This is a genomic window from Streptomyces sp. NBC_01210 (assembly GCF_036010325.1).
Lineage (GTDB): Bacteria > Actinomycetota > Actinomycetes > Streptomycetales > Streptomycetaceae > Streptomyces.
This window is the reverse complement of sequence record NZ_CP108549.1, coordinates 96182-116899: the sequence shown is the minus strand read 5'-3', so window position 1 is coordinate 116899 and position 20718 is coordinate 96182. Positions and strand designations below refer to the sequence as shown.

Below are 20718 nucleotides of genomic sequence, written 5' to 3'. Positions count from 1 at the left end.
ATGAAGCCGTCGAGGGTCTGGCGGACTGGATGGCCGACGGCAGTGGACGGTTCAGTCCGTCCTTCACCTGGGAGCCACCAACACCGGCCGCCAGCCGGCCTGGCTGGACCGCCGCGGTTTGGTGGCGGCGAAGGTCCAGGCGTTGTTCTCTCATCTAGTTGAACGGCAGCGGCGTCTGCCCGGTCGGGACGACCGGCACACGCGCTCGCCAAAATGGCCGAAGCCCTCGTAGCCGTACTACGAGGGCTTCGGTAGGTGATTCCCGCCGGGAGCGTTGACGCCACGAATGTCCACGCTGGCCCGCGGCGCAGCGCACACGGGAGGCGGTCCGAGCGCGCTGGTGGGGGCGGGCGCTGGCCCAGGGCCAGGCGCTACGAGGACTGGAGCACTTTGATGGGGCGGTACCGGTCGGTGGTGGTGCCGTCACCGAGCTGGCCGTTGTCGTTGCGGCCCCAGGTCCGGACGGTGCCGTCGGAGATCAGCGCCACGGAGTGGTTGTCCCCGCCCTGGACCGCCTTCACCTGGGACAGCCCGACAACGGTCACCGGGAGGAGGTGGTCGGTGGTGGTGCCGTCACCGAGCTGACCGAAGTAGTTCCAGCCCCAGGTCCTGACCCTGCCGCCTTGTTGCAGGGCCAGACTGTGGGCCAGGCCGACCGAGACGTCCCGCACGTCCGTCAGTGTGGGCACCAGAACCGGGGCGTGCCGGTCGGTGGTGGTGCCGTCACCGAGCTGACCGTAGAAGTTCCAGCCCCAGGACCAGACGGTTCCGTTGTTCCGCACGGCCAGGCTGTGTGCTTTGTGGGACGCCAAGTACCGCACGCGGGTCAGCCCGAGGACCTTGACGGGCCTGTGCCGGTGGATGACAGTGCCGTCACCGAGACGGCCATCGTAGTTGTTTCCCCAGGCCACGACAGTCTTGTCCGGCTCCACGAGTTCGCTGTGCGCATGGCCGACGGCAATCTCCCGTGGGTCGCGCAGCCCGGGAATCGTGACGGGGGTGTGCCGGTCGGTGGTGGTGCCGTCACCGATCTGCCCGTACGCGTTCCAGCCGCACGCCTTGACGCTGCCGTCGGACATCAGGGCGATGGTGTGCCCTTCGTCGGTCGCGATCATCCTCACGCCGTCAAGGTCCACGGGCTCGGTCGGGCGGTTCCGGTCGGTGGTGGTGCCGTCACAGAGCTGCCCGAACGCGTTCCAGCCCCAGGCCCGGACGGTGCCGTCGGACAGCAGTGCCATGCTGTGGTGGCCATGGGCGGAGATGGCCCGCACCCCGGTCAGCCCGGGGACCGTGACGGGGCTGAGCCGCTCGGTGTTGGTGCCGTCACCGATCTGGCCGACGGTGTTCATACCCCACGCCTTGACGGTGCCGTCCTTCATCAGCGCCAGGGTGTGGCTGTCCCCGGCGGCGATCGCCGTGACACCGCTCAACGGGACCGCCGCACGGGGGGCGCGGACACCGCCGAACGCCAGCGGCGTGGCAAGTACCGACGCCACCAGCGCGAACAGCAGGGCCAACAGGATTGGGGGAGCCGGTGTTCCGGCCCTCCGCGGCGGTACGAAAACCGGGATCTTCATGCGCTTCTCCTTCTGGACGGGGGTGGGGCCCGATGTGACCGGCGCAGCCTGGTGATCAGGCCAGTGGTTAGGACGAGATCGCGACGAGGTTCCTGAACTGGAAATCGGCGTTGTCCCCCCGGACTCCGACGCCGCCGGCGAGAAGGAGATTCATGGGCTTCGTGTCCACGACGTCCAGCACTCGCCGCCCGCCGACATCGAGGGTGAGCCGGACCGTATGGTTGGACTGCGTGGCGATACTGGTCCTGACATCCACCCAGGTGTTGTAAGGGAAGACGTTCCGGGCGGTCGAGCCGATTTCGTAGTACGTACCGCCGTTCTCATTTCCGGGGGGATTCTTGCGCTTGATGACGCAGACCCCGTCACGGCGTGCGACGCTGACCGCATAGAGTTCCGTCTCGTCGTGATAGCGCAGCCAGATGTGCAACCCGTCCCAGGCGAGTGCGGGGGTACGGGGCGTCGTGACCAGCGCGTCGAGCCGCATCTGCAGGGTGACGACGGTGTTCTCGAAGTCGTGCCGCTGGCTGGCCAGCCGAAACACACAAGAATTGTTGCCGTTTGTGCAGTTGGCGTTCGGGGTTCGACTGTCCGGGACCCCGGACCAGGCGGCTCCGTCGTCGGCGAAGACGGAGCCGCTGGTCATGTCCCAGACGTCAGACAGGCGCGCGCCCACCCCGTCTGGGTTCCAGTGGGCGTACTCGTTGGTCACCAGCCCGCTGCGCGGAAACGTCGGACGGAACGGTGCCGGCACCGCGGCCCTGCGCAACAGGGCCGCACCGACCGGAGGCGCGGCGACCGCGAGCGCCGCGCCGCCCAGCAGCGCACCGCGCAGCCACGCCCGGCGGGACGCCGACGGGGCGCTCGGGCCACGGAGCCGGGGCGTATCCGTCATCGCTCTCCTCATACAGCTGCCTGTGATGCACGGGAGATCGGGATGACGTGTCGGCGAAAGCGAGCCGTCGGCCCGGTCACCTCGGCTCACCGCAGGCCGATGCCACCGCGGCTGGACAGCCCCGGGGGCTGTCGAGGGAGGGCCTGACGGTGCCGCCGACCACAGCGACAGCCCGCGTGCCCCATGGCTATGAACGGAACCACTCTCTGCTGACAGGCACCGAAGGATTACTTGAGATAGTGCGTGTCATCAAAGATCACCCGAGCAGCCGCGAAGCCTCACGAACTCTGATGATCAGCAGGTTTTTGCCTGATCGAGGCCGAACTCCCCTTGAACCGCGCCCCGTACGAGGCACTCGTCACCGCCGTGCTCGCGTGGACGGACCCGCACCTTGAGCCCCGCGACTATGAGCAGATCGCCCTGCAGCTGACCGGGCACGCCCGCGCGCTCTACGCGCGGCTGGACCGCCTCACAGAAGCCCTCCCAGCCGCCCCGTAGCCCCCCGGAGGCCGGTCACGCCGTCCCGTGACTGCAGGAACGAATACAGCGCCCGCCCCGAACCATCCCGGGCGGGCGCCGTCACTGTACTGCCACGAGACCCCGACGTCAGGCGGGGGCCACCGCCCACTCCAGCCCGAGGGCGGCGAGTGCGGCGAGTTTGTCGGAGGTGAGCTTGGCACGCCTGGTCTTGGTGTTCGACAGGAACACGCCGAGCTTGACCTCGGTCCCGTCTTCCAGCCGCTCCACGTGGGCTCTGGGGACCGTCACGGAGCCCGTGCGGGCCTTGTACTGCGCCCAGGGCCGCAACACCCCGCTCGAAGGCCCCCACGGGCGTCGTGGACGGCTTCGCGGGCGCCTCCGGCTCCGGGGCGAGCGGCGTGATGCCGAGCTGCTCCAGGCGCTCGCGCTGCCTGTCCGCAAGCGCTTGCCAGACCTCGGGCTTGCGCTGCTTGGCCAGCCACTTCCCGATGTCCATCGCGTGGACCGTGAACCCGGGCAGGACCTCCGCCTGGTCCTCTTCGTCGGCCACCAGCTCGCGCAGCGCGGCGTAGTGCCGCTGCCACTCCGCCGGCCACCCGGGGTTCCAGTCCTCGTCAACCGCCTTCAACGCCGTTTCCCACTCGGGGTGTTCGGCCAGCGCGCCGGGCCGCCGCAGGTTGGACAGCCACTGACCCACCGGCCGGTCCAGCGCCGTCGCCGACCTCGGAGCGCACAGCGTCCAGTGCTCATCGAACTACGCGCGGGCCGCCGCCAGGTTCTCCTGGAACCGCTCATCCGCCAGCGACCAGACCATGCCCAGCTTCTCCAGCCGCGTCGCTGCCCTCACTGCCCTGGACCGGTGGTGGAACCCGCCCTGGCCGATCACCTGGCAGCGGGCCTACCACGCCGCCCGCCAGAGCCTGGCAGGCAACGAGCCGGCCTCTCAGGCACAGACGTGCATTGAAGCCCAGCGCGCACGCTTTGACCGTCTGCACCCTGAACAGAGGTCCCTGCTCGCGGAGTTGGGACTCCTCGAACTGCCCGACACGCCCGCCTTCCCGGAGTCGGAGGGCCGCCTGCCGCCGCGCGAGCATGCCTTCCAGTGCGGGCTGGCCGCCGCACGGGCTTTCCGCGAGAGGGAGGGCCATCTCAACGTCCCCCAGCGTCACATCGAGCCCCCCTGGCAGGACATGGAAGGCCTGCGCCTGTTCCTGTCCAGCCTGACCGTGCTCAGCCCCAGCCCTCAGCACACGCTGGCCCGCCTGCGCGGCGCCCAGGCCGGATTCCTCAGCCAAGCACTCCTGCTCGATGTGCCCGACGACCTCGCCGAACGCGGCGGACCCGGCATCACCACCGTGCCGATCACCCCCCGCGTGGTGCACACCATCACCACCCAGCTGCCCAACCCGCTGCGCGCCGCCGCCGTAGCCGCCTTGCTGTTCACCGGCACTGCCCAGTCCCTGCTGTCCATGGCCCAACTCGCCAGCGTCGACGAGCACGCCACCCGCCTGGCCATCGACCGCGACTCCCGGATCAACGTCGGCGTGCCGCCCGGCCCGCGCCACATGTACGCCGTCCCGGCCCGCGCCCGCCCGCTCCTGCGCGCCGCCCTGGAATTCCGCCGCCGCACCCCGCGCACCGCCGACCACCTTGGACTGTTCGCCAACTGCTTCGGCACCTCCGAGCGCTTCGACCACCTCGTCCGCGACGTCAGCCTCTCCATCCCCGCCGTTCTCCACCCTCACCCCGTAGAGGACTGGCACACCGCTGCCCGCTGCTGGCACCTCAACACCCCCACCCCGGCCACTTCGGCCGTCCTGGCCCCAACGCCCGGAGCGCGCCCGTGACCGACCAGACTCCACAACCGCCCCACCTCCAGATCCCTGCGGCATTCGACCTGCCCTACCTGCGGGCGCGCGCCCTGGAATGCCGGCTCACCGACGACGAACTGACCGCACTGACGGGTATCCCCACCACCGGCTGGGACCCCCACCTCACGCCCCAGACCCTCAGCAGCGCGGCCCTGATCGCCCTGGCCCACGCTCTGAACACGCCGCCCGAGTCCCTGCTCCGCCAGCCCGACACCACCCGCAAACCACCCCACCGCAGCCCGCAACTCGCCCCCCACACAGCCGTACTGCACGCCGCCCTCATCGAAACTGGCCGCATCCATCCCGACGACCTGGCCTCCGCCTTGGAATGGGACCCCACGCGCCTGAAGCGAGCGGCCGCCGCTCTGAAGGCTCATCTCCACCAGGCCAACAGCCCCCAGCGCCTCATCCACACCGAAACAACCATTCACCTGGCCGCCCTGCCCGGACTGCTGACCACCCGGCAGCTGAACAGCCTGTACAGCACAGGACACACCGCCGCAGCACTCAGCCTCGGCGAAGCCACCGCCGCAGCAGACCTGCTCCACCGCGCTGCGCGCGGCCTGCCCGCGGATGTTCCGGCCGCGCAAATCCCTCGTCTGGCCAACCGGCGTCTACTCGCCCCCGCCGGCCCACCCGCCCCTCACCCCGACTTGCTGTTCGCCCTCGGCATGAGCCTGCATCCGCTGACCGCACCCCTGCCGGAGGGCGAGCCGCTCCAGGACTGACCCCTGGGCGCCGTGGACGCTGCCGCGTCTTCTGCCGCCTGGATCGCCGCCACGACCAGCGTGGCGATCCACAGGGTCCAGGCGGTTCGTTTCTGCGCCAGCTTCGCCAGCAGGGGCGTCGTGCTCGGGATCGTGCGTGCCTCTTGGCTTCCCGCGAGCTCGTTCATGGCTCACCTCCAGTACGGGCACTTTCGGCGGGCAGCGTTCCCGGCAACAAGGGAGCTGCATCCCGGGTATCCGGGACAGCGCACGACGACAGCATTGCGGTGGGCCAGCCTCACCCGGCAGGGCGTGCCGTGGGGCGCGAGGGGGTCCAGTGGAGCTCTTCGGTGTGCGGGTCGCAGGCCCATGATCTGATCGTCCCGGCTGTGACGAGCTGATCGAGCAGTGAGCCGAGGTCTGCGGGTCTGGTGCCGCATGCGCGGCTGAGGCGGTCGGCTTCAACGCCCGCGTGTGCGTCGGCGGGGGAGTGGTGCGCTTCGAGGGCCAGTGCGGTCAGCCGTGTACTGGCGGGCAGCGCTCTCAGCGGTGCTGCGGAGGTGACGCGTAGCGCCCAGTCGGCGGCCCGGTGGCGATCGGGGCGACCGGGCGCCTGGCTGAGGCTATCGACCAACTGGGCGGTGAGGGTTCGGGCGTGCGGGGGCGCGGTGCCGGGTTGCAGGATGCGGAGCCAGCGGTGGTGTTCCAGCTCGTCCCAGGACGTGGAGTGGTGTGCCAGGCGCATGCTGCGCAGGAGCCCGACGGGGAGGCGCACCTGCTCACGGGTGTCGGCCCGCAAGGCGCACTGGAGGGCGAGCAGCCGGGCCTCGGGACTGTTGCCCTCAGGGAGTGGGCGGCGAGGTAGCTGAGCATGTCCTGGATGCGGACTTGTTCGGATGGACCACGTCGTCGCCTGGCGCGCTTCACGCGGCTGGAGCCGGGACCGTCCTCGGGCAGATGCCGTGCCGGCGGAGCGTTGAGGGCGGTGTCGGGGACGACGGCTGCTTGGGGGTGGCTGCGGCGCAGGAGGCGCAGGTGTCGGCCAGGCGCCAGGTGCGGCCGCCGTGTTCGCGGGTGAGGACGAGCAGGACGGGGCCGGTGCAGCCGCGGTGGCGGGGTGCCAGCGGCAGCCGCGTTCGTGGCACTGGCAGGTGCGCAGATGGGTGGGGAGGGTGTCGCTGCGGGCGTGCCGGGCCAGGTGTGCGAGGGCTGCGGGGCGGGCGGACGCCGCCTGCAAGGCCTGTTCTCCGCCGGGTGAGCAGCGTGGGCAGAACAGGACCGGGCCGTCGTGTTGGGGGCGTAGTGCTACGGTCCAGGTACGGGGCACCGGTGGGTGCATGGTGCACAGCCTCATGGGGCGCGCGTTCCTCCATCCGTCGGCGCGGGGCCGCTCCTGCCTCCCCACCGATTCGCTGGGGAGCGGGGGTGTTGGCCGCACCGTAGTGCAGACCTCTGCCCTGCCGCTGGGGTGGTCACCTGCAGAAATAGGGCAGAGGTCTGCACTGACAGGGCAGGTGTCTGCACCGTCGGATGGTGGGGTGACGATCTTCCCGCCCGACCCGAACCTCACCGCGCTGCGTCTGGAGCTGGCGAGGCTGAGGAGCGAGCGCGGCTGGAGCTATGACGAACTGGCCCGCCGCAGCGGCCTGGCCAGGCGCACCCTCATCGAGATCGAGCAGGGCCGCACCATTGGATCCCTCAAGTCCTGGCACGCCCTCGCCCATGCCCTGAACGTGCCCGTCGATCATCTCTTCGCCACCCTCTGCGACGGGCACGAGCCTCCCGCCGAAGCCGCCGACTAGCCCCGGCTGCACCGCTGTCGACAGATCACCCGATCCGGTCACCGGTATCGCGTACACGTGCGACAGGTCGCACGTCTGTTCCAGTGAATTGGGCTGTTCGCGGGACATGGGCGGCTCGGACGTCGAGTTGGCGGCGCGTTGCCTGTCACCTTCGCGGCCATGTGTTCCCTCACCACTCCGTCCGGTCGACGCTGGGACGGCACTCCCACGGGATCCCGACGCCTGCGTTCCCTGCGGGTTGCTGCCGACAGCCCCAGCCGGCTCCTGCGCACCGCTCAGCCCAGCCTCTGCCGTGACTGCGGCAACCGCATCGACTGGTACGCCCGCACCCAGGGGCGGCCCGTCGGCCTGCACCCGCAGGAACTTGCTGCGGCTGATGTCCCGGTCTCCTGCCGGTGGCACGTCGACTCCGGCATCGCCCATCCTGCGGGCGACGGCACACTGTGGTGCCGTATCCCGCACCCTGTCCTGTGCCCCGCACACCAGCCTCCCGAGCCGCTGACGCCGCAGCTGGCCGAACTGCGCCGCCGCCTCGCGCTGCTCACCCGGCGCCTGCTCGACACCGGCGCCTTCACCTCGCCCTCGCCCAGCGACCCGCCAGCGGCAGAACCATCGATGTGCCGACCGGCCCGGCCCGTGGTGCAGATCCTGTACGGCCGTTACCTCGCCGCCCGCCCCGTCGACGACATCCAGTGCGTCGCCCAGACCCGCCGGCGCCACCGCTGCCCCCATCCCGTCCTCGCCGCCGAGGGCCCCGCCGGTGTCTGGAGGCTCATGCCCGCCACCGCATCCCGCGGACAACTGGCCCTGCCCGCCGCCGACATGGCCGTCTACGACCTCACCCCCCTTCGCTACGCGGAGCAGCTGCGCTGGCGCACCCAACGCTGCCCCGCGCACGCCGCCGCCCCCGCAGCTGCGGACCTGGCCCTGGCGGACTGGGAGGTCTTCGACCCGCTGCTCCACCACGAGCACATCCACGCCCGCCTCCCCGCCACCGCCCCAGGCCGCCGGGATCAGTCGTGAACGCAGCGTCCAGACAGAGCCGCCACCCGTACGCCACGGAGGCCTGACCATGCCGCACCACGCTCTTGAGATCACCCTGACCCGGCCCGCCACGCAAGCTGAACTGGCCCGTGCCGTCCGCGTGATGCCGCTCGCCGCCAACCACGACGTCACCCGTCTGATGACCGTGGTGAAGGCGAAGAATCCCGACCGGGTCCTCAGCCGCGCGCACCACCGCCTCAATGAGCTGCTGCCCCTCGATGTCCTCGCCACCCACTATCCGGCCCGCGACGGACACGTCGTTCTCACCGTTGCCTTCAGCCCCACCGCGGACGCCTTCGTCCGCCGCGCTGCCGAACAGATGGGCCAATCACCCCGCGTCTTCCTCCAGCAGACCATCCACCGTGCCCTGGCCCGCCACGCCCGTCAGCAAGCCGAGCACCTCGACCACGCCCTGAAAGCCCTGCTGGCCCACACCACGCCAGACCAGCTGCTGGCGGCCGTTGGCCGCACCCTCACCCACGCCCCGTCTGGAACGTGACAGTGCTGAATCCGACCGATGAACAGACCGCAGCCGCCGACGTCTTCCGCGCTGGCGGCCACTTGGCGCTCCAGGCAGGCGCCGGTACCGGCAAGACCAGCACGCTGGTCTTGCTTGCTTCCTCCACTCGGCGCCGCGGGCGTTACATCGCCTTCAACAAGGCCATCGCCCACGACGCCGTCGCCCGCTTCCCTTCCACCGTGATGTGCAAGACCGCTCACGCCCTCGCGTTCGCTGCCATCGGCCACCGCTACGCCCGCCGCCTGAACGGGCCACGCCAGGCAGGCTGGAAAACCGGCATGGCCCTCGGCATCACCAAGTCCGTCCATCTTCACCGCCCAACGCACCCACGCCCAGCTGGTGATGGTCGGCGACTCCGCCCAGGCCATCTACGGCTGGCGCGGCGCCCGCGACGTCATGACCGGCTTCGACGGCCGCGCCCTGTCCCTGTCGCAGTCCTTCCGCTTCGGCCCCCGCCTCGCAGCCGAGGCCAACCGGTGGCTCACGATCGCCGACGCTCCCATCCGCCTGACCGGCACCGACGCGATTCCCACCGAACTCGCTCCGGTCGATCGTCCCGATGCGGTGCTGTGCCGGACCAACATCGGAGCCATGACCGAAGTGATGGCACACCTTGGCGCCGGTTATCGCGTTGGGCTGGCCGGGGGAGGGGAGAGCCTGCGCTCCCTGGCAACCGCCGCCCGTGACCTCAAAGAAGGTCGCCGCACCTGGCACCCAGAACTCCTCCTCTTCCCCTCCTGGGGCGAACTGCAGGACTACGCCGAACATGACCCCGCCGGCGGCGACCTGAAGCCGTTCGTCGACCTCATCGATCAGCACGGCCCGGACGCCATCCTTGCCGCCGTCGACCAACTCACCCCCGAAGCGCACGCCGACGTCACTGTCTCCACCGCCCACCGCGCCAAAGGCCGTGAATGGGGGACCGTCAAAATTGCCGATGACTTCCTTCCGCCCAAGGACACCGACCAGCAGGACAAGAACGGCCGCCCGATTCCCGGCCCGATCGACGACAGCGAAGCGCGCCTCGCCTACGTCGCCGTCACCCGTACCCGTGGGTGCCTGGACCTCGGCGGCCTGTCCTGGATTCACAACCATCCCGAGGGGCGCATCCCTACCGACCCTCAGCCAGCAGCCGCATGATCCGTCCTAGAGGCCTGACCGGATTCTTTATCGCCCGAACTGACAGTCCAACGTTCGCGCGGCCGTCTGTTGCTTCGCCTGTTCAGCCGCGGCCTGCTTGATCTGCAGTCGACGGCGGTGGGGGTCCGGCGGCATCGAGCCTCCTTGGACTCCCTGGCTGGGCACCTCAATTCTCTCGACAGCTTGCGGCCTCTCGGCTTGGGGTCGGTGGTGGTGAGAGTCGGTGTTGGTGGTCTGGTGGTTGGTGTATTGGTACTGGTCAGTGGGTTGTGATGGTAGGGCTGGCACTGTCATGAGGCGAGAGTCTGATGGCTGGGATCGCTGTCATGGGGCTTTATCTGATGGCGGGTGATGCTGTCTCAGGTTCGTGAGTTCTGATGCGGTGTGGTGGGGGAGACCGGTGTGATCGTGGGGTGGATCAGGACGTGAGGGCCGACCGGGGGGCTGGGCTGCCGAGGGCGTTGGTGGTGCGTCGTTTGCTGGAGCGGCAGCAGGCGGGGGAGCTGTCGACGCGGCATGTGCGTGCGGTCGCTGAGATGGTGGGTGTTTCGGAGCGTACGGTGTGGCGCTGGCTGGAGCAGGCCAAGTCGACCGGGCGGATGGAGGCCGGGGTCCGGCAGGGGTATGCGGTGTCGGACGAGGTGTGGGCGCTGCTTGGCGAGGTGGGAGGGAATGTTGCTGAGCTGAGGCGTCGGCTGGCCGCTGCGGGTGGCGGGGCTTCGGTGCCGTCGGCGTCGACGTTGCATCGGGTGATTCGCAGGGACCGTCGGGCGGGGCGGGCTTTGGTGGTTGAGCGGGAGCCTGAGGTTGCCGGGTCGAGCCGGCCGGATCCGCTCAGCGAGCTGGGCCTGAACGTGGTGGCCGAGAAGGGCGGCGGTGGGCAGGTGTTTCTGCGGGAGCAGAAGCACTTGGCGCAGGTTCCGGTCCTGGTGCCGGGCGCCCAGGTGGTGCACACAGCTGCCGTGTGGTCGGTGCTGCGGACGGTCGCGCACGCGGCTGCGGTCGGGGCGGTGGTGTGTTTGTACGGCGACGCGGGTTACGGGAAGACCGTCGCGTTGCAGTACGCCCTGTCCCAGCTGCCGCGCCCGGCCCGGGTCCGTCGGGTCCATGTTGGTGTGCACTCGACGGTTCCCGAACTGCGCCGGGTACTCGCGGACGCTCTCGAGCTGGGCAGGCGTCTGCCGCGTGGGGCGGGGGAGGCCGGAACGCGTTGAGACAGCCCCGCGTGCTGGTACTGGACGAGGCGCAGCGCCTTCCGGGGCCGGCGCTGGAGTTTCTGCGCGGGCTGTGGGACCACCCGGACACGGATACGGCGCTCGTGCTGGCGGGGGCGGGCAGCGAACGGGCGCTGCGCCGGGTGCCCGCGCTGGCCTCTCGGGTGCTGACCTGGGAGTTGGTGTCGCGTCTTCGCCCGGGCGAGGTGGCAGCGGCGATGGCGGCCTTCCACCCGTTGTGGGAGGACGTGAGCGAGGACGATGTCGTGTGGGTGGACGAGCATGTGGGCCACGGCAATTTCCGGACGTGGGCGAAGCTCACCTCGCACCTGACCGCCGAGATCTACGGCAAGAGCCGTGCGGTAGTGGACCGCCGGTTGCTGGAGCGGGCCTGCGCACGGCTCATGGGCCCGCTGTGACCGGCGCTGCCGGGCCGCGAGAGGGCGCCTCCCGCTCGGGCGTGCACGGGGACGGTCCGGACGTGCGGGGAGGCCTGCCTTCTTCCTCCCTGTCGGCGCTGCGCGGCCCTGCCGTGCGCAGGCTGCTCGCCCTGCGGCAGGAACAGAAATTGACCACCCGTCATGTACGGCTGATGGCACAGTCGTTGGAAGTGACCGAGCGCACGGTGTGGCGGTGGCTGGCCGCCGCCGAGCGTGACGAGTCCGCGGCCGCGGAGCCCGGGGCGCGGGCGCAGAGCAAAGACCGCTTCGCGGTCACTCCGGAGGTGCGCCGCCTGCTGGCGTTGTGGAAGGGCAACGTGGCCGCGGTCCACCGCGAGCTGACGGCCCGCGCTGCCCGGCAGTCCCCGCCCGCGGCCCCGCCGCCGTCCCTGCCCACCTTGCACCGGGCGATCCAGCGGGATCTGACGCCGGGGGAGCGGGCGGGGCTTGCGGGTGGGGAGCGTGCGGCGCGCAAGCACGATGTGTTCCTGGCCCGGCCGCGCGGCTGGCGCAACCAGGTGTGGGAGACCGACCACGTCCAGGCGCCGGTGCTGGTCGATGTCGACGGCAGGGCCCGCAGGCCGTGGATCACCTGGTTCACCGACTGCGCGACGAACGCGATTGTCTGTAAGCACTTGTTTTGGCTCCAGTGCACGGACTTCTTTTGGCTCCACTCACCGGCTGGAGGGGGCGTGTATTGGTGTGATTCACGCCCCTGTAGCAAGGTGATTTGGCCCCACTTCGAACGAGTGGTTCCGCTGGCCGTGACCGGGGGTCGGCGCGGTAGTTTTGAAGCCTCGGTCAGACCTCCGCAAACGCGCCCCCGACAGGCGCGTGGAGGCTGCCGACCCGACTCGACTCAGGTTGCGGGCCGCCCAGTGCCCGTGGCGGCTGGACGAGAACGGGCGATGGTCTGGTCGGCACTGGGACTTGGCGGCCGGGCCCAACGCGGCTGCGGCCGGCCTCCCGTGAGGGAGCCCGGCCGCAGTTGTCGTTCGAGGTCAGCGGCGCCGTTTCTTCTGACTCTGGGCGAAGCGGTAGGAGTCGGTGCCGGTCTCGACGATGTGCGCGTTGAAGGTGACGCGGTCGACGATTGCCGTGCAGAGCCGGGGGTCAGTGAAGGTCTGCTTCCACTCGGAGAACGGAGCGTTCGACGCGATGGCGATAGCCCTCCGTTCTTCGCGCTCGGTGAAGATCTGGAACAGCAGTTTGGCTCCGGCCTTGTCCAGATCGAGATAGCCGAACTCGTCCAGACAGAGCAGGTCAACGCGGCCGTAGCGCGCGATGGTGCGGGCCAGCTTCTTCTCGTCGGCGGCTTCCGCGAGCTCGTTGACCAGGTTGACCGTGGTCGTGTAGCGGACCTTGAGCCCAGCCTCGGCCATGGCGGTGCCGATCCCGATGAGCAGGTGGGACTTGCCGGTGCCGGAGTCGCCGATCAGACAGAGCGGCTGCCCGGCCTTGACCCAGGCCGGGTCCGCCAGGGTGCCGACAAGCTCCGGCGTGACGTTCGGGTTCTCGGTGAAGTCGAAGTCCTCCAGCCGCTTGGGCCGGGGGAAATTGGCGTCTCTGACCAGCCGCTGTTTGCGCCGTTCCTCGCGTTCGGCGCACTCGGCTTCCAGCAGGTCGGCGAGGAAGTCCTTATAGCTGGACCGCTGGCGCATCGCCTCATCGGCCATCTCCCCGACCCGGCTGCGGATGGTGGGTAGGTGCAGGCTGCGGCATGCCTCGTCGATGGCCGTGTCCACGGCCTCCTCCGGTCCGACATCCCGACGGGGCGGCGGGACGTGCTGGCGGGTCGGTGCAGCGGTCGTGCTCATGCAGTGCCTTTCGGTTGGCGGGTCAGGAGCTGGTCGTAGTGGCTCACGGTCGGCAACGGGCGCTTGTCCTCGGGAAGCTGGGCCCTGCGGGCTGTCAGTGACACCACCCCGCTGGGCTCGGCCCACGGCGGCGGATCGTCCCCGTCGTCCACCTCCTCAGCCGGATCAGGTGCCTGCGCGGCTGCCTTGCGGGCCTCGACGGCCACCACGTCCGCGGTGACGGCGCCCGCCCGGATCGCGGCTGCCATGCCCAGCTGGACCGCCTCAGCTGGCATCCGCCGGTGCAGCAGCAGAATCTCGATCAGGGCCCTGGTCCCGGCCGCGTCTCCATGCGCGGTGCGGGCCGCGGCCCAGAACGCCTCGTGGACCTCGGTGAACGAGCCGTTCTGCCGGGCAGTTGCCAGCGCGGTGGAGCCGGCCATGGCGCCCGGCTTGGCCAGCAGGATCTCCAGGTAGTGATCGAGTTCGTCGCGGAACTCGCCCCGCCGGGTCAGCCGCGGGTGACGGGCCACGATCGTCCGCCGCTCGAACACCAGCAGTTCATTGCCCCGCAGCAGCACGCGCACGTTCTGCCCGATGAACCGGGCAGGCACCGAGTAGTGGCACTGGCGGACCGTAATCCGGCTGCTGCGGTCGACCTTCGGGGTCAGCGTGATGCCGCACTCGAATTCCTCGAACGGCAGCGGCACCAACTGGTCCGTCTCAGCAGCGAAGTTGAAGCCGATGGTGGTCAGCCTGCCCGACAGGATCCGTGCGTCCTCAGCTGCGTCGATCGCGGCGATCTTCTCGTTCAGTTCGCCCAGCGAGGCAACCTCGGGGACCGGGACGAGGTGCGTGCGGCGGAAGCGTCCGCCCTCGTGTTCGACTCCGCCCTTCTCGTGGGCGCCTTCCTGGCCGGGGATGCAGTAGAAGGCGTCGAAGCCGTAGTGGGCGCGGAAGTTGAGCCACCGCTCCGACTCCACCCGGCTGCGGCCGGTGCAGATCCGGTTGACCGCCGGCTTCAGATTGTCGTAACGGATGTGCCGGGCCGGCACCCCGCCCAGCACGTTGAACGCCTCGACATGCCCCTCCATGAAGGACTCCTGGGCCTGCGAGGCATAGACCCGGTGGACGGCCTTGCCCGAGTACGACATCCGCAGCGTGAACAGGTGGCACCTGACCACCTCGCCCGCCAGCCGGACCCACACGTCAGCGAAGTCAACTTCCGCCTCCTCGCCGGGAAGATGCACCTGAGGGACCATCCCGTCCAAATGCCGGTGCCCCTCCCGGGCCTCGGCCTCGATCTGCGGCCGCCGGACCAGGAGGTAGTCGCAGACCGTCGAGTACGACGCCTGGTCGAAGCCGTATTCCTGCGCGAGCCGCTGATGGATCCGCCGGGCGGTGTGCTTCTGCTTGCGCGGTGCAGTGAGGTCCTCCCGCAGCATCGCGTCGATCCAGCCCTTGGCCGGGTCCAGGACCGTCGCCCGCGGCACCGGTTTCTTCCTGGGCGGCGGAACCGCCGAATTCAAAGCCTGCCGCACCGTCCGCCGGTGCACTCCGTACTTCTCCCCGAGAGCCCGCTGCGACAGCTCCGGATCGAGACGTCTGTCCCTCCGGATCGCGGCGAACAACTCAGCCCGCGACAAACCCACCCCGGCCTCCCGACACGACCGCGATCAACACACACGGCCTCCGACAAGACCGTGATCGACGCACACACCCTGCCGCCGCCGGGCGGACGGAGCAGTGCATTCACTCCAAAGAGGGCACGTCGCAGCACGTGCTCGCCAAGTGGAGCCAGATCAACTTCGTACGCCACGGAGCCACTTCAGATCCGTGCACTGGGGCCCAAAGAAGTGCTTACAAACACGCGATCACGGGGGTGGCCGTCACGCCGGGGGATCCGTCGCGGGAGTCGGTGCTTTCCGCGCTGCGCTCCGCGGTCCTGCGTGAGGATCCCTACGGTCCGTTCGGGGGTCTGCCGGAGAAGGTACGGGTGGACCGCGGCAAGGACTTCCTGTCCCGGACGGTGACCGCCGCGTTCGATCTCCTGGACGTGACGGTGGAGGACCTGCCCGCCTACACCCCCCACCTCAAGGGCACCGTGGAGGGCCTCAACCGGGCGGTGGAGAGTATGTTCCTGGCCGCGCTGCCCGGCTATGCCCGCCAGCCGCGCCCCGGCAAACGCGCCTCCCGCCCGAAGGACGAAGTGCTGCTCGGCTTCGAGGACTTCACCGCCCGGCTGCTGGCCTGGACGCTCTGGTGGAACACCGAGCACCGCCCCGCGCCCTTGCGGGGCAAGACTCCGCTTCAGGCGTGGCAGGACGATCCCACCCCGCTGCGGGACGTGCCCGCCACGGATCTGTGGACGTTCACCCTGGAGGACGCCGGCACCCGCACGCTCACCCCCCGCGGCATCCGTTTCAGGAGACGCGACTATGTGGGGGCGTGGATGACCGGCCAGGCCGGGATCTAGGTCCGGGTCCGTTTCATGCCCCACCACGATCACCGGATCGAGGTCTACCACGCGGCCACCGGCCGCTACCTCGGGTCCGCGGATCTGGCCGACCGGGCCACCGAGGAACAGGTCAGCGCCGTACGGCGGGCGCGGGCCGCTCGCTCCCGCCGGTTGAAGAAGGACCTGGAGGCTTCCCAGCGCGAGCGCTACGCCGCCGTGAACCAGCCCGCCGCCCCTCAGCGGCTCGGCGCGCTGACCACCGCGCAGGCCGAAGCCGAACTCGCCCAGGCCACAGGCACCGACCTGTCGGATCTGGCGCTGCGGGACCTCATCCCACCCGCCGCGCCTCCGGCCGAGTGGCGCACCCCTGCCTCCCTGGCCGCGCTGACCACACCAGGCCTGCCCGCCCCCGTGCCGTCCGGCCGTGATTCCGCTTCCGCCCAGCCCGGCCCGGACGGGCGGACCGCACAGCCCACCACCGATGAAGACGGAGATGCTTTGTGACCGCGGCCTCCTACCAGTACGTCGATCTGCCGGACGCGTCCGTGGTCACCACCCGGGCCCTGCTGGCCGCGCGGGAGAACATCGCCGACACGGTCGCGGCCCGCGCGATGATGTGTATCCACGGCGGGGCCGGCTTTGGCAAGACGCTGGCCGTCAACATGTGCCTGGGCGAGCTCGAACCTGCCGAGGATGTCCGCCGGCTTGCTTTCCGGGCCCGGCCCACCGCCCGGGCGGTGCGCTACGAGCTGTTCACCGCGCTCGGTCTGCCCGGGGAACCGCCGCGCCATCCCAGTGAGTTCGACCGCCTGCTGAAGACCGCTCTGGCCCAGCGCCCCCGCACCTTCCTCGTGGACGAGGCGCAGTGGCTCAACGGGGAGGCGTTCGAGTACTTCCGCTACCTGTGGGACGACCTCTCGACCCGTCTTGCGGTCATCTTCGTCGGCGGCGAGGGCTGCCACACGGTGCTGCGCCGCGAGCCGATGCTGTCGTCGCGGATCTTCATCTGGCAGCACTTCACCCGCCTCACCCCCGGCGAGGTCGGCGAGACGATCCCGCTGTTCCACCCGGTGTGGGCCGACGCCGACCCGGATGACATCGCCTTCGCCGACCAGCACGCCGCGCACGGCAACTTCCGTAACTGGGCCCGCCTCACAGCCCACGTGGGCCTGGCGCTGTCCCGTACAGGCCGGCCACGGGTGGACCGGGAGGTGCTGCGCTGGGCGTTCGGCCGGCTGGGCAGCTCCGCCTGATGCCCGCTTGTACGCGGCCCGTGGGTCATCGCCGGTACGGGGCAGTGCCCGGTGGGAAGGCAAGGAGGTGGAGCGCAGTGGGTCTGCTGGATCCGATCAACCCGCTCGGTGAGATCGCCGTGGACGTACTGGTGTGCGGGCGGGCTGCCTCCCTGCGCTGCCCGCCCCGCAAGACGCTGCGCACGGCGGGCCGTTCGCCCTTCACCGTGGTCGTGGACCGCGCAGACGATGTGCGCTTCACCCGCACCGTGCTGGCCGCCCACCACCCGGCGGCGGGACGGGTCGTCGTCCACCCCACCGTCAGCGGCGGCGGCCGGCTGCTGTGGCACGACATCCTGCACGCGGTGGCCGACGGCCGGCCCCTGAGAGCCCCGTCCTGCGCCACGCGCGGCAACGCACCGACGCAGGAGCGCTCAGCACGCGCCGCACTGAAAGCCGGGGCGGTAGGCCGGCTGACCGTCCTGCGCGCGCACCGTATCGGATGGGGCGTATGGGCGGACCTGGTGGCCCTGCACCGCACCACCGGCACGGACGTGACCGTGGTGCACCACGCCGAACTCCCCGTGGACCTGGGGCATCTGCTGCGCCACTGCGACCACCGCATCCTCACCACCCACGCCGGCGTGCGGGCGCTGCACCCGCCCGCGGGGACATCGGGGGAGCCTTAGGCGGGAACGGCAGCGGTATTTCCCCGTTCCAGGCCGGTGACGGATGCCGGGCCGCAGCACAGCCGTCGCGCCGTCCCCATCTGCCGCCTCCCGGAACCGAGCCCTGCCACGGGGCCACCAGGCGGTGGGACGGACCAGCGTGTGTGGAGCTGAGCCGACACAGCCCTCCCTGGCATCAATGAAACAATGAATCGTTGTTTCATTGCCGGCGTGCGATACGGTGAGGGTATGCCACGTGATTCCCGTCAGCAGGCCCGTGACCGCCTGTCCGCACTGGCCCCCGCTCCCGGGGACGACACCACGGCCGCGCGCCGTGTCGAACAGGATGCATCGCTCGTGGGGCGGCTGCTGGCGGCCGCCGGCGAACACAGCAACCACGGGCAGCAGCCGGGCGTGATCCCGGACGACGTGGGCGCGGCTCTGGGCCTGTTCGAGGACATGCGCGAGGAGCTGGACCGGCTGGAGACCCAGGTGGTCATCGAGGCGAGGCGCCGGGGCATGGACTGGCGGCAGATCGCCGTCCATCAGGGCCTGAACTCCTCCCAGGCAGCCTCCCAGCGCTACCAGCGGCTGATGACGCGGCTCGAAGAGATCCGCCAGGGCGTCCGGTAACAGTAGGAAGAAACGCAGATGACGCATCAGCCCGACGAGTTGTTCTCGGCTGTCGACTCACTCCTTGCCGCGGTCGACGGCGGCACCGTGCTGCCCGCTCCGACCGAGCGGGTGCGGTTGCGGGAGGCGGCCGGTCTGACCCAGGCAGCCATCGCCCAGGCGCTGGGTGTGCGCGTACCGAGTATCACCGCGTGGGAGGCGGGCCGGGCCGAACCGAAGGGGGAGCGCCTGGAGGCATACCGCAGACTGCTCGACGGTCTCGCCCACCGCTACCCGCAGCCCACCTTGCCTCCTGACAGCAACCCCGGCTTCCCGCCCAGCCCGCCGGCCCCGCCCGCCCCCTCGCGCCCCGAACTCGCGGGCACAGGTCCGCAAAGCATGCCGGTCGCCGCGAAGCCGGGCGTTTTGCAGCGCTCCGGCCAGGCTGCCCGCCCGGCGAGGACCGGGACGCCGTTGTCCCGGCGGCCGACGGGGAAGGCGGCCGGTCGTGTTTCTGTGGAGGCCGACGACGACCTGCGCTTTGAGAACGGGCCGCTCGCCGTCATCGACGTTGACACAGACGGTCAGGTGCTGGCGTACTGCGTCGGCGGCCTGGTCCTGGACGTTCCCGCCAAGTCCATTTCGGCCCTGGTCGACTGGACCCTCAAGGAGGCCAAGCTCGGACAGCCCAAGCTGTCCGGGCCGGGCAAGGACGCCGACCCGCTGCTGGTGCTCACCCCATCCGCGCTGGAACGCTACGGCCTGCCCGTTGCCCTCACCGAGGACGAGAGACTCGCCGGGCGGATCCCGGAGGGCCACAAGGTCATCAAGCAGCTGGCCCGCGCGGAGTGGAAGCTCACCAAGCGCGGGTTCGGACCGTGGGCGCGGATCTACCGCCCGGCGCAGAGCTCCGAGCGGATGTGCGTGCAGCTGTGCATCCCGTCCTGGAACGCGCTCGACACCCGCCACTGGGGCCATGCCGCACAGCTGGCACCGGCGGAACTCGCCCGGCTCCTGGGCACGTTCGCGTCCCGGGTGATGACGCCGCGCGGCTCCACCGCCGTGACCGGCCTGGAGCTGATGACCGCCTTCCACCCGCCGACGCGCGCCTCCGAGCCCGGCGCCGACGGCAAGCGGCACTCCGAGCACAACCCCGGCTCACTGGGCAAGGACCCGGTCGACTGCGCCCCGTGCGAGGCCCCGGACGGCCACCCGCTCCTGGCCGGCCTGCCGCGTTTCCACGTGCGCGGCCCGGCGGAGAAGCTGTTCGAGGAAGCGTACGACTGGGCGCGGCCGATGACCGATGCCGAGTGCTCCCTGCGGCACCTGGTCGGCATCGACGTGAACATGGCCTTCGCCGCCGGAGCCAACGGCTTGGTCGTCGGGCTGGGCGAGCCGACACAGGTCAAGCAGCCGGTGTTCGACCCGAAGCTGCCCGGCTCGTGGCTGGTCGACCTGTCGCACGTCGACCTGTCCCGTGTGAAGGTCGGCAAGGACAAGTGGGCGGACTTGGACGCGAGTCTGCTGCCCAGCCCGTTCACACCGAAGGGCGAGCGACCGGAAGGCCCGGCCTGGTACGCCACGCCGACCGTGGCCTACGCGGTGGAGCTCGGCTACGACGTACGTCCGGTCGAGGCGTGGGTGCGCTACGAGAACGGCCGTTACCTGGACGGCTGGTACAACCGGCTGCGCGACGCCTACCTCGCCACGATGGCCGACCTCGGCGTCGACGCGGACCTGTCGCCGGCCGACTTCCTGGCGGCGATGGACGGCTACCGGCAGCGTGACCCGGAGCTGGCGATCGTCGTCTCGGCGGTCAAGGCGACGGTCAAGGGCGGCCTGGGCAAGTTGCGTGAGCGGCCCCGTGGCGAGGGCTGGAAGCCCGGCCAGCCGTGGCGGGCGCTGTCCCGTCCGACGTGGCGGCCGGACATCCGTGCGGCGGTCATCTCCCGCACGCGGATCAACCTGCACCGCAAGATCGTCAAGCACGCGGCGTTCACCGGGCAGTACCCGGTGGCGATTCTCTCCGACTGCGTCGTGTATGCGGCTGATGGCGAGAGCCTGCTGGACTTCCTGCCCTACCGGGACGGCAAGCCGCTGCCGGGCGGCTTCAAGCTCGGCGTGAACCCCGGCTTGGTCAAGTGGGAGGGCACCCAGAGCGTGCTGTGGGGCGAGGGCGTCCGCGAGCAGTTTGACGCCCCGGAGCTCAACCTCGCCCGGTACATCAAGGACGGCACCGTCACCGACGCCGACAACGGGAAGTAG

The 20718-nt window shown here is 70.3% G+C and carries 19 protein-coding genes and 3 pseudogenes; 15 read left to right on the top strand and 7 right to left on the bottom strand.

The genetic code is table 11. The annotated features are described in order from the left end of the window. Positions 1–371: 371 nt before the first annotated feature. On the bottom strand, positions 372–1577 hold the full coding sequence (locus OG735_RS00495) for an RCC1 domain-containing protein (protein ID WP_327321150.1): 1206 nt from the start codon (positions 1575–1577) through the stop codon (positions 372–374). Positions 1578–1644: 67 nt separating this feature from the next. Then, positions 1645–2469 (bottom strand): hypothetical protein, encoded by an 825-nt coding sequence (locus OG735_RS00490; protein ID WP_327321149.1) that lies wholly within the window; start codon positions 2467–2469, stop codon positions 1645–1647. Positions 2470–2778: 309 nt separating this feature from the next. On the opposite strand from OG735_RS00490, the pseudogene OG735_RS00485 reads away from it, so the two are divergent. Beyond that, positions 2779–2955, top strand: a pseudogene (locus OG735_RS00485) (restriction endonuclease); the annotation flags it as partial. A 120-nt stretch (positions 2956–3075) separates the two neighbouring features. Here OG735_RS00485 and OG735_RS41680 read toward each other — a convergent pair. Together OG735_RS41680 and OG735_RS41675 are read right to left on the bottom strand one after the other, a co-directional pair. Continuing rightward, positions 3076–3237 (bottom strand): hypothetical protein, encoded by a 162-nt coding sequence (locus OG735_RS41680; protein WP_442812649.1) that lies wholly within the window; start codon positions 3235–3237, stop codon positions 3076–3078. A gap of 175 nt (positions 3238–3412) precedes the next feature. After that, positions 3413–3499 (bottom strand): annotated as a pseudogene (locus OG735_RS41675) (hypothetical protein); the annotation flags it as partial. Between the two features lie 262 nt (positions 3500–3761). Between OG735_RS41675 and OG735_RS00475 the strand changes: the two are divergent. Together OG735_RS00475 and OG735_RS00470 are read left to right on the top strand one after the other, a co-directional pair. Beyond that, positions 3762–4796, top strand: a complete 1035-nt coding sequence (locus tag OG735_RS00475; protein WP_327321148.1) for a helicase associated domain-containing protein — start codon at positions 3762–3764, stop codon at positions 4794–4796. Continuing rightward, positions 4793–5548: a hypothetical protein gene (locus tag OG735_RS00470; RefSeq protein ID WP_327321147.1), complete on the top strand. Its 756-nt coding sequence runs from the start codon at positions 4793–4795 to the stop codon at positions 5546–5548. The genes OG735_RS00475 and OG735_RS00470 overlap by 4 nt, the downstream gene beginning before the upstream one ends. 277 nt (positions 5549–5825) lie before the next feature. Here OG735_RS00470 and OG735_RS00465 read toward each other — a convergent pair whose 3' ends face one another. Further along, positions 5826–6272 carry a hypothetical protein gene (locus tag OG735_RS00465; protein WP_327321146.1) on the bottom strand — a complete coding sequence of 149 codons (447 nt, stop codon included), beginning with the start codon at positions 6270–6272 and terminating at the stop codon, positions 5826–5828. Positions 6273–7065: 793 nt separating this feature from the next. Here OG735_RS00465 and OG735_RS00460 point away from each other — a divergent pair. The 6 genes and pseudogenes from OG735_RS00460 to OG735_RS00435 all read left to right on the top strand — a co-directional run bounded on the left by OG735_RS00460 (position 7066) and on the right by OG735_RS00435 (position 11666). Beyond that, on the top strand, positions 7066–7329 hold the full coding sequence (locus OG735_RS00460) for a helix-turn-helix transcriptional regulator (RefSeq protein ID WP_327321145.1): 264 nt from the start codon (positions 7066–7068) through the stop codon (positions 7327–7329). 159 nt (positions 7330–7488) lie between these two features. Further along, positions 7489–8352 carry a DUF6083 domain-containing protein gene (locus OG735_RS00455; RefSeq protein ID WP_327321144.1) on the top strand — a complete coding sequence of 288 codons (864 nt, stop codon included), beginning with the start codon at positions 7489–7491 and terminating at the stop codon, positions 8350–8352. A 49-nt stretch (positions 8353–8401) separates the two neighbouring features. Then, entirely contained in the window at positions 8402–8872 is a 471-nt protein-coding gene (locus OG735_RS00450; RefSeq protein WP_327321143.1) for a hypothetical protein, read from the top strand. A gap of 5 nt (positions 8873–8877) precedes the next feature. Continuing rightward, positions 8878–10033 (top strand): annotated as a pseudogene (locus OG735_RS00445) (hypothetical protein). Between the two features lie 467 nt (positions 10034–10500). Beyond that, positions 10501–11247: a transposase family protein gene (locus tag OG735_RS00440; RefSeq protein WP_327321142.1), complete on the top strand. Its 747-nt coding sequence runs from the start codon at positions 10501–10503 to the stop codon at positions 11245–11247. Further along, entirely contained in the window at positions 11244–11666 is a 423-nt protein-coding gene (locus OG735_RS00435) for an ATP-binding protein (RefSeq protein WP_327321141.1), read from the top strand. Before OG735_RS00440 ends, OG735_RS00435 begins: the two co-directional genes overlap by 4 nt. A gap of 1022 nt (positions 11667–12688) precedes the next feature. Here OG735_RS00435 and istB read toward each other — a convergent pair. Continuing rightward, positions 12689–13504 (bottom strand): IS21-like element helper ATPase IstB, encoded by an 816-nt coding sequence (istB, locus tag OG735_RS00430; protein ID WP_327321140.1) that lies wholly within the window; start codon positions 13502–13504, stop codon positions 12689–12691. Continuing rightward, on the bottom strand, positions 13501–15129 hold the full coding sequence (gene istA, locus OG735_RS00425) for an IS21 family transposase (RefSeq protein WP_327328165.1): 1629 nt from the start codon (positions 15127–15129) through the stop codon (positions 13501–13503). The genes istB and istA overlap by 4 nt, the downstream gene beginning before the upstream one ends. Positions 15130–15365: 236 nt before the next feature. Between istA and OG735_RS00420 the strand changes: the two genes are divergently transcribed. From OG735_RS00420 to tap, 6 genes are all read left to right on the top strand, one after another. Next, complete coding sequence (locus OG735_RS00420; protein ID WP_327321139.1) at positions 15366–15959, top strand: hypothetical protein; 594 nt, start codon at positions 15366–15368, stop codon at positions 15957–15959. A gap of 15 nt (positions 15960–15974) precedes the next feature. Then, positions 15975–16445: a hypothetical protein gene (locus tag OG735_RS00415; RefSeq protein ID WP_327321138.1), complete on the top strand. Its 471-nt coding sequence runs from the start codon at positions 15975–15977 to the stop codon at positions 16443–16445. Next, entirely contained in the window at positions 16442–17194 is a 753-nt protein-coding gene (locus tag OG735_RS00410) for an ATP-binding protein (protein WP_327321137.1), read from the top strand. The genes OG735_RS00415 and OG735_RS00410 overlap by 4 nt, the downstream gene beginning before the upstream one ends. Positions 17195–17271: 77 nt before the next feature. Beyond that, a complete protein-coding gene (locus OG735_RS00405; protein WP_327321136.1) occupies positions 17272–17862 on the top strand; it encodes a hypothetical protein in 591 nt (196 codons plus the stop codon). A gap of 228 nt (positions 17863–18090) precedes the next feature. Continuing rightward, a complete protein-coding gene (locus OG735_RS00400) occupies positions 18091–18474 on the top strand; it encodes a hypothetical protein (RefSeq protein WP_327321135.1) in 384 nt (127 codons plus the stop codon). A gap of 18 nt (positions 18475–18492) precedes the next feature. Continuing rightward, on the top strand, positions 18493–20718 hold the full coding sequence (gene tap / locus OG735_RS00395) for a telomere-associated protein Tap (RefSeq protein ID WP_327321134.1): 2226 nt from the start codon (positions 18493–18495) through the stop codon (positions 20716–20718).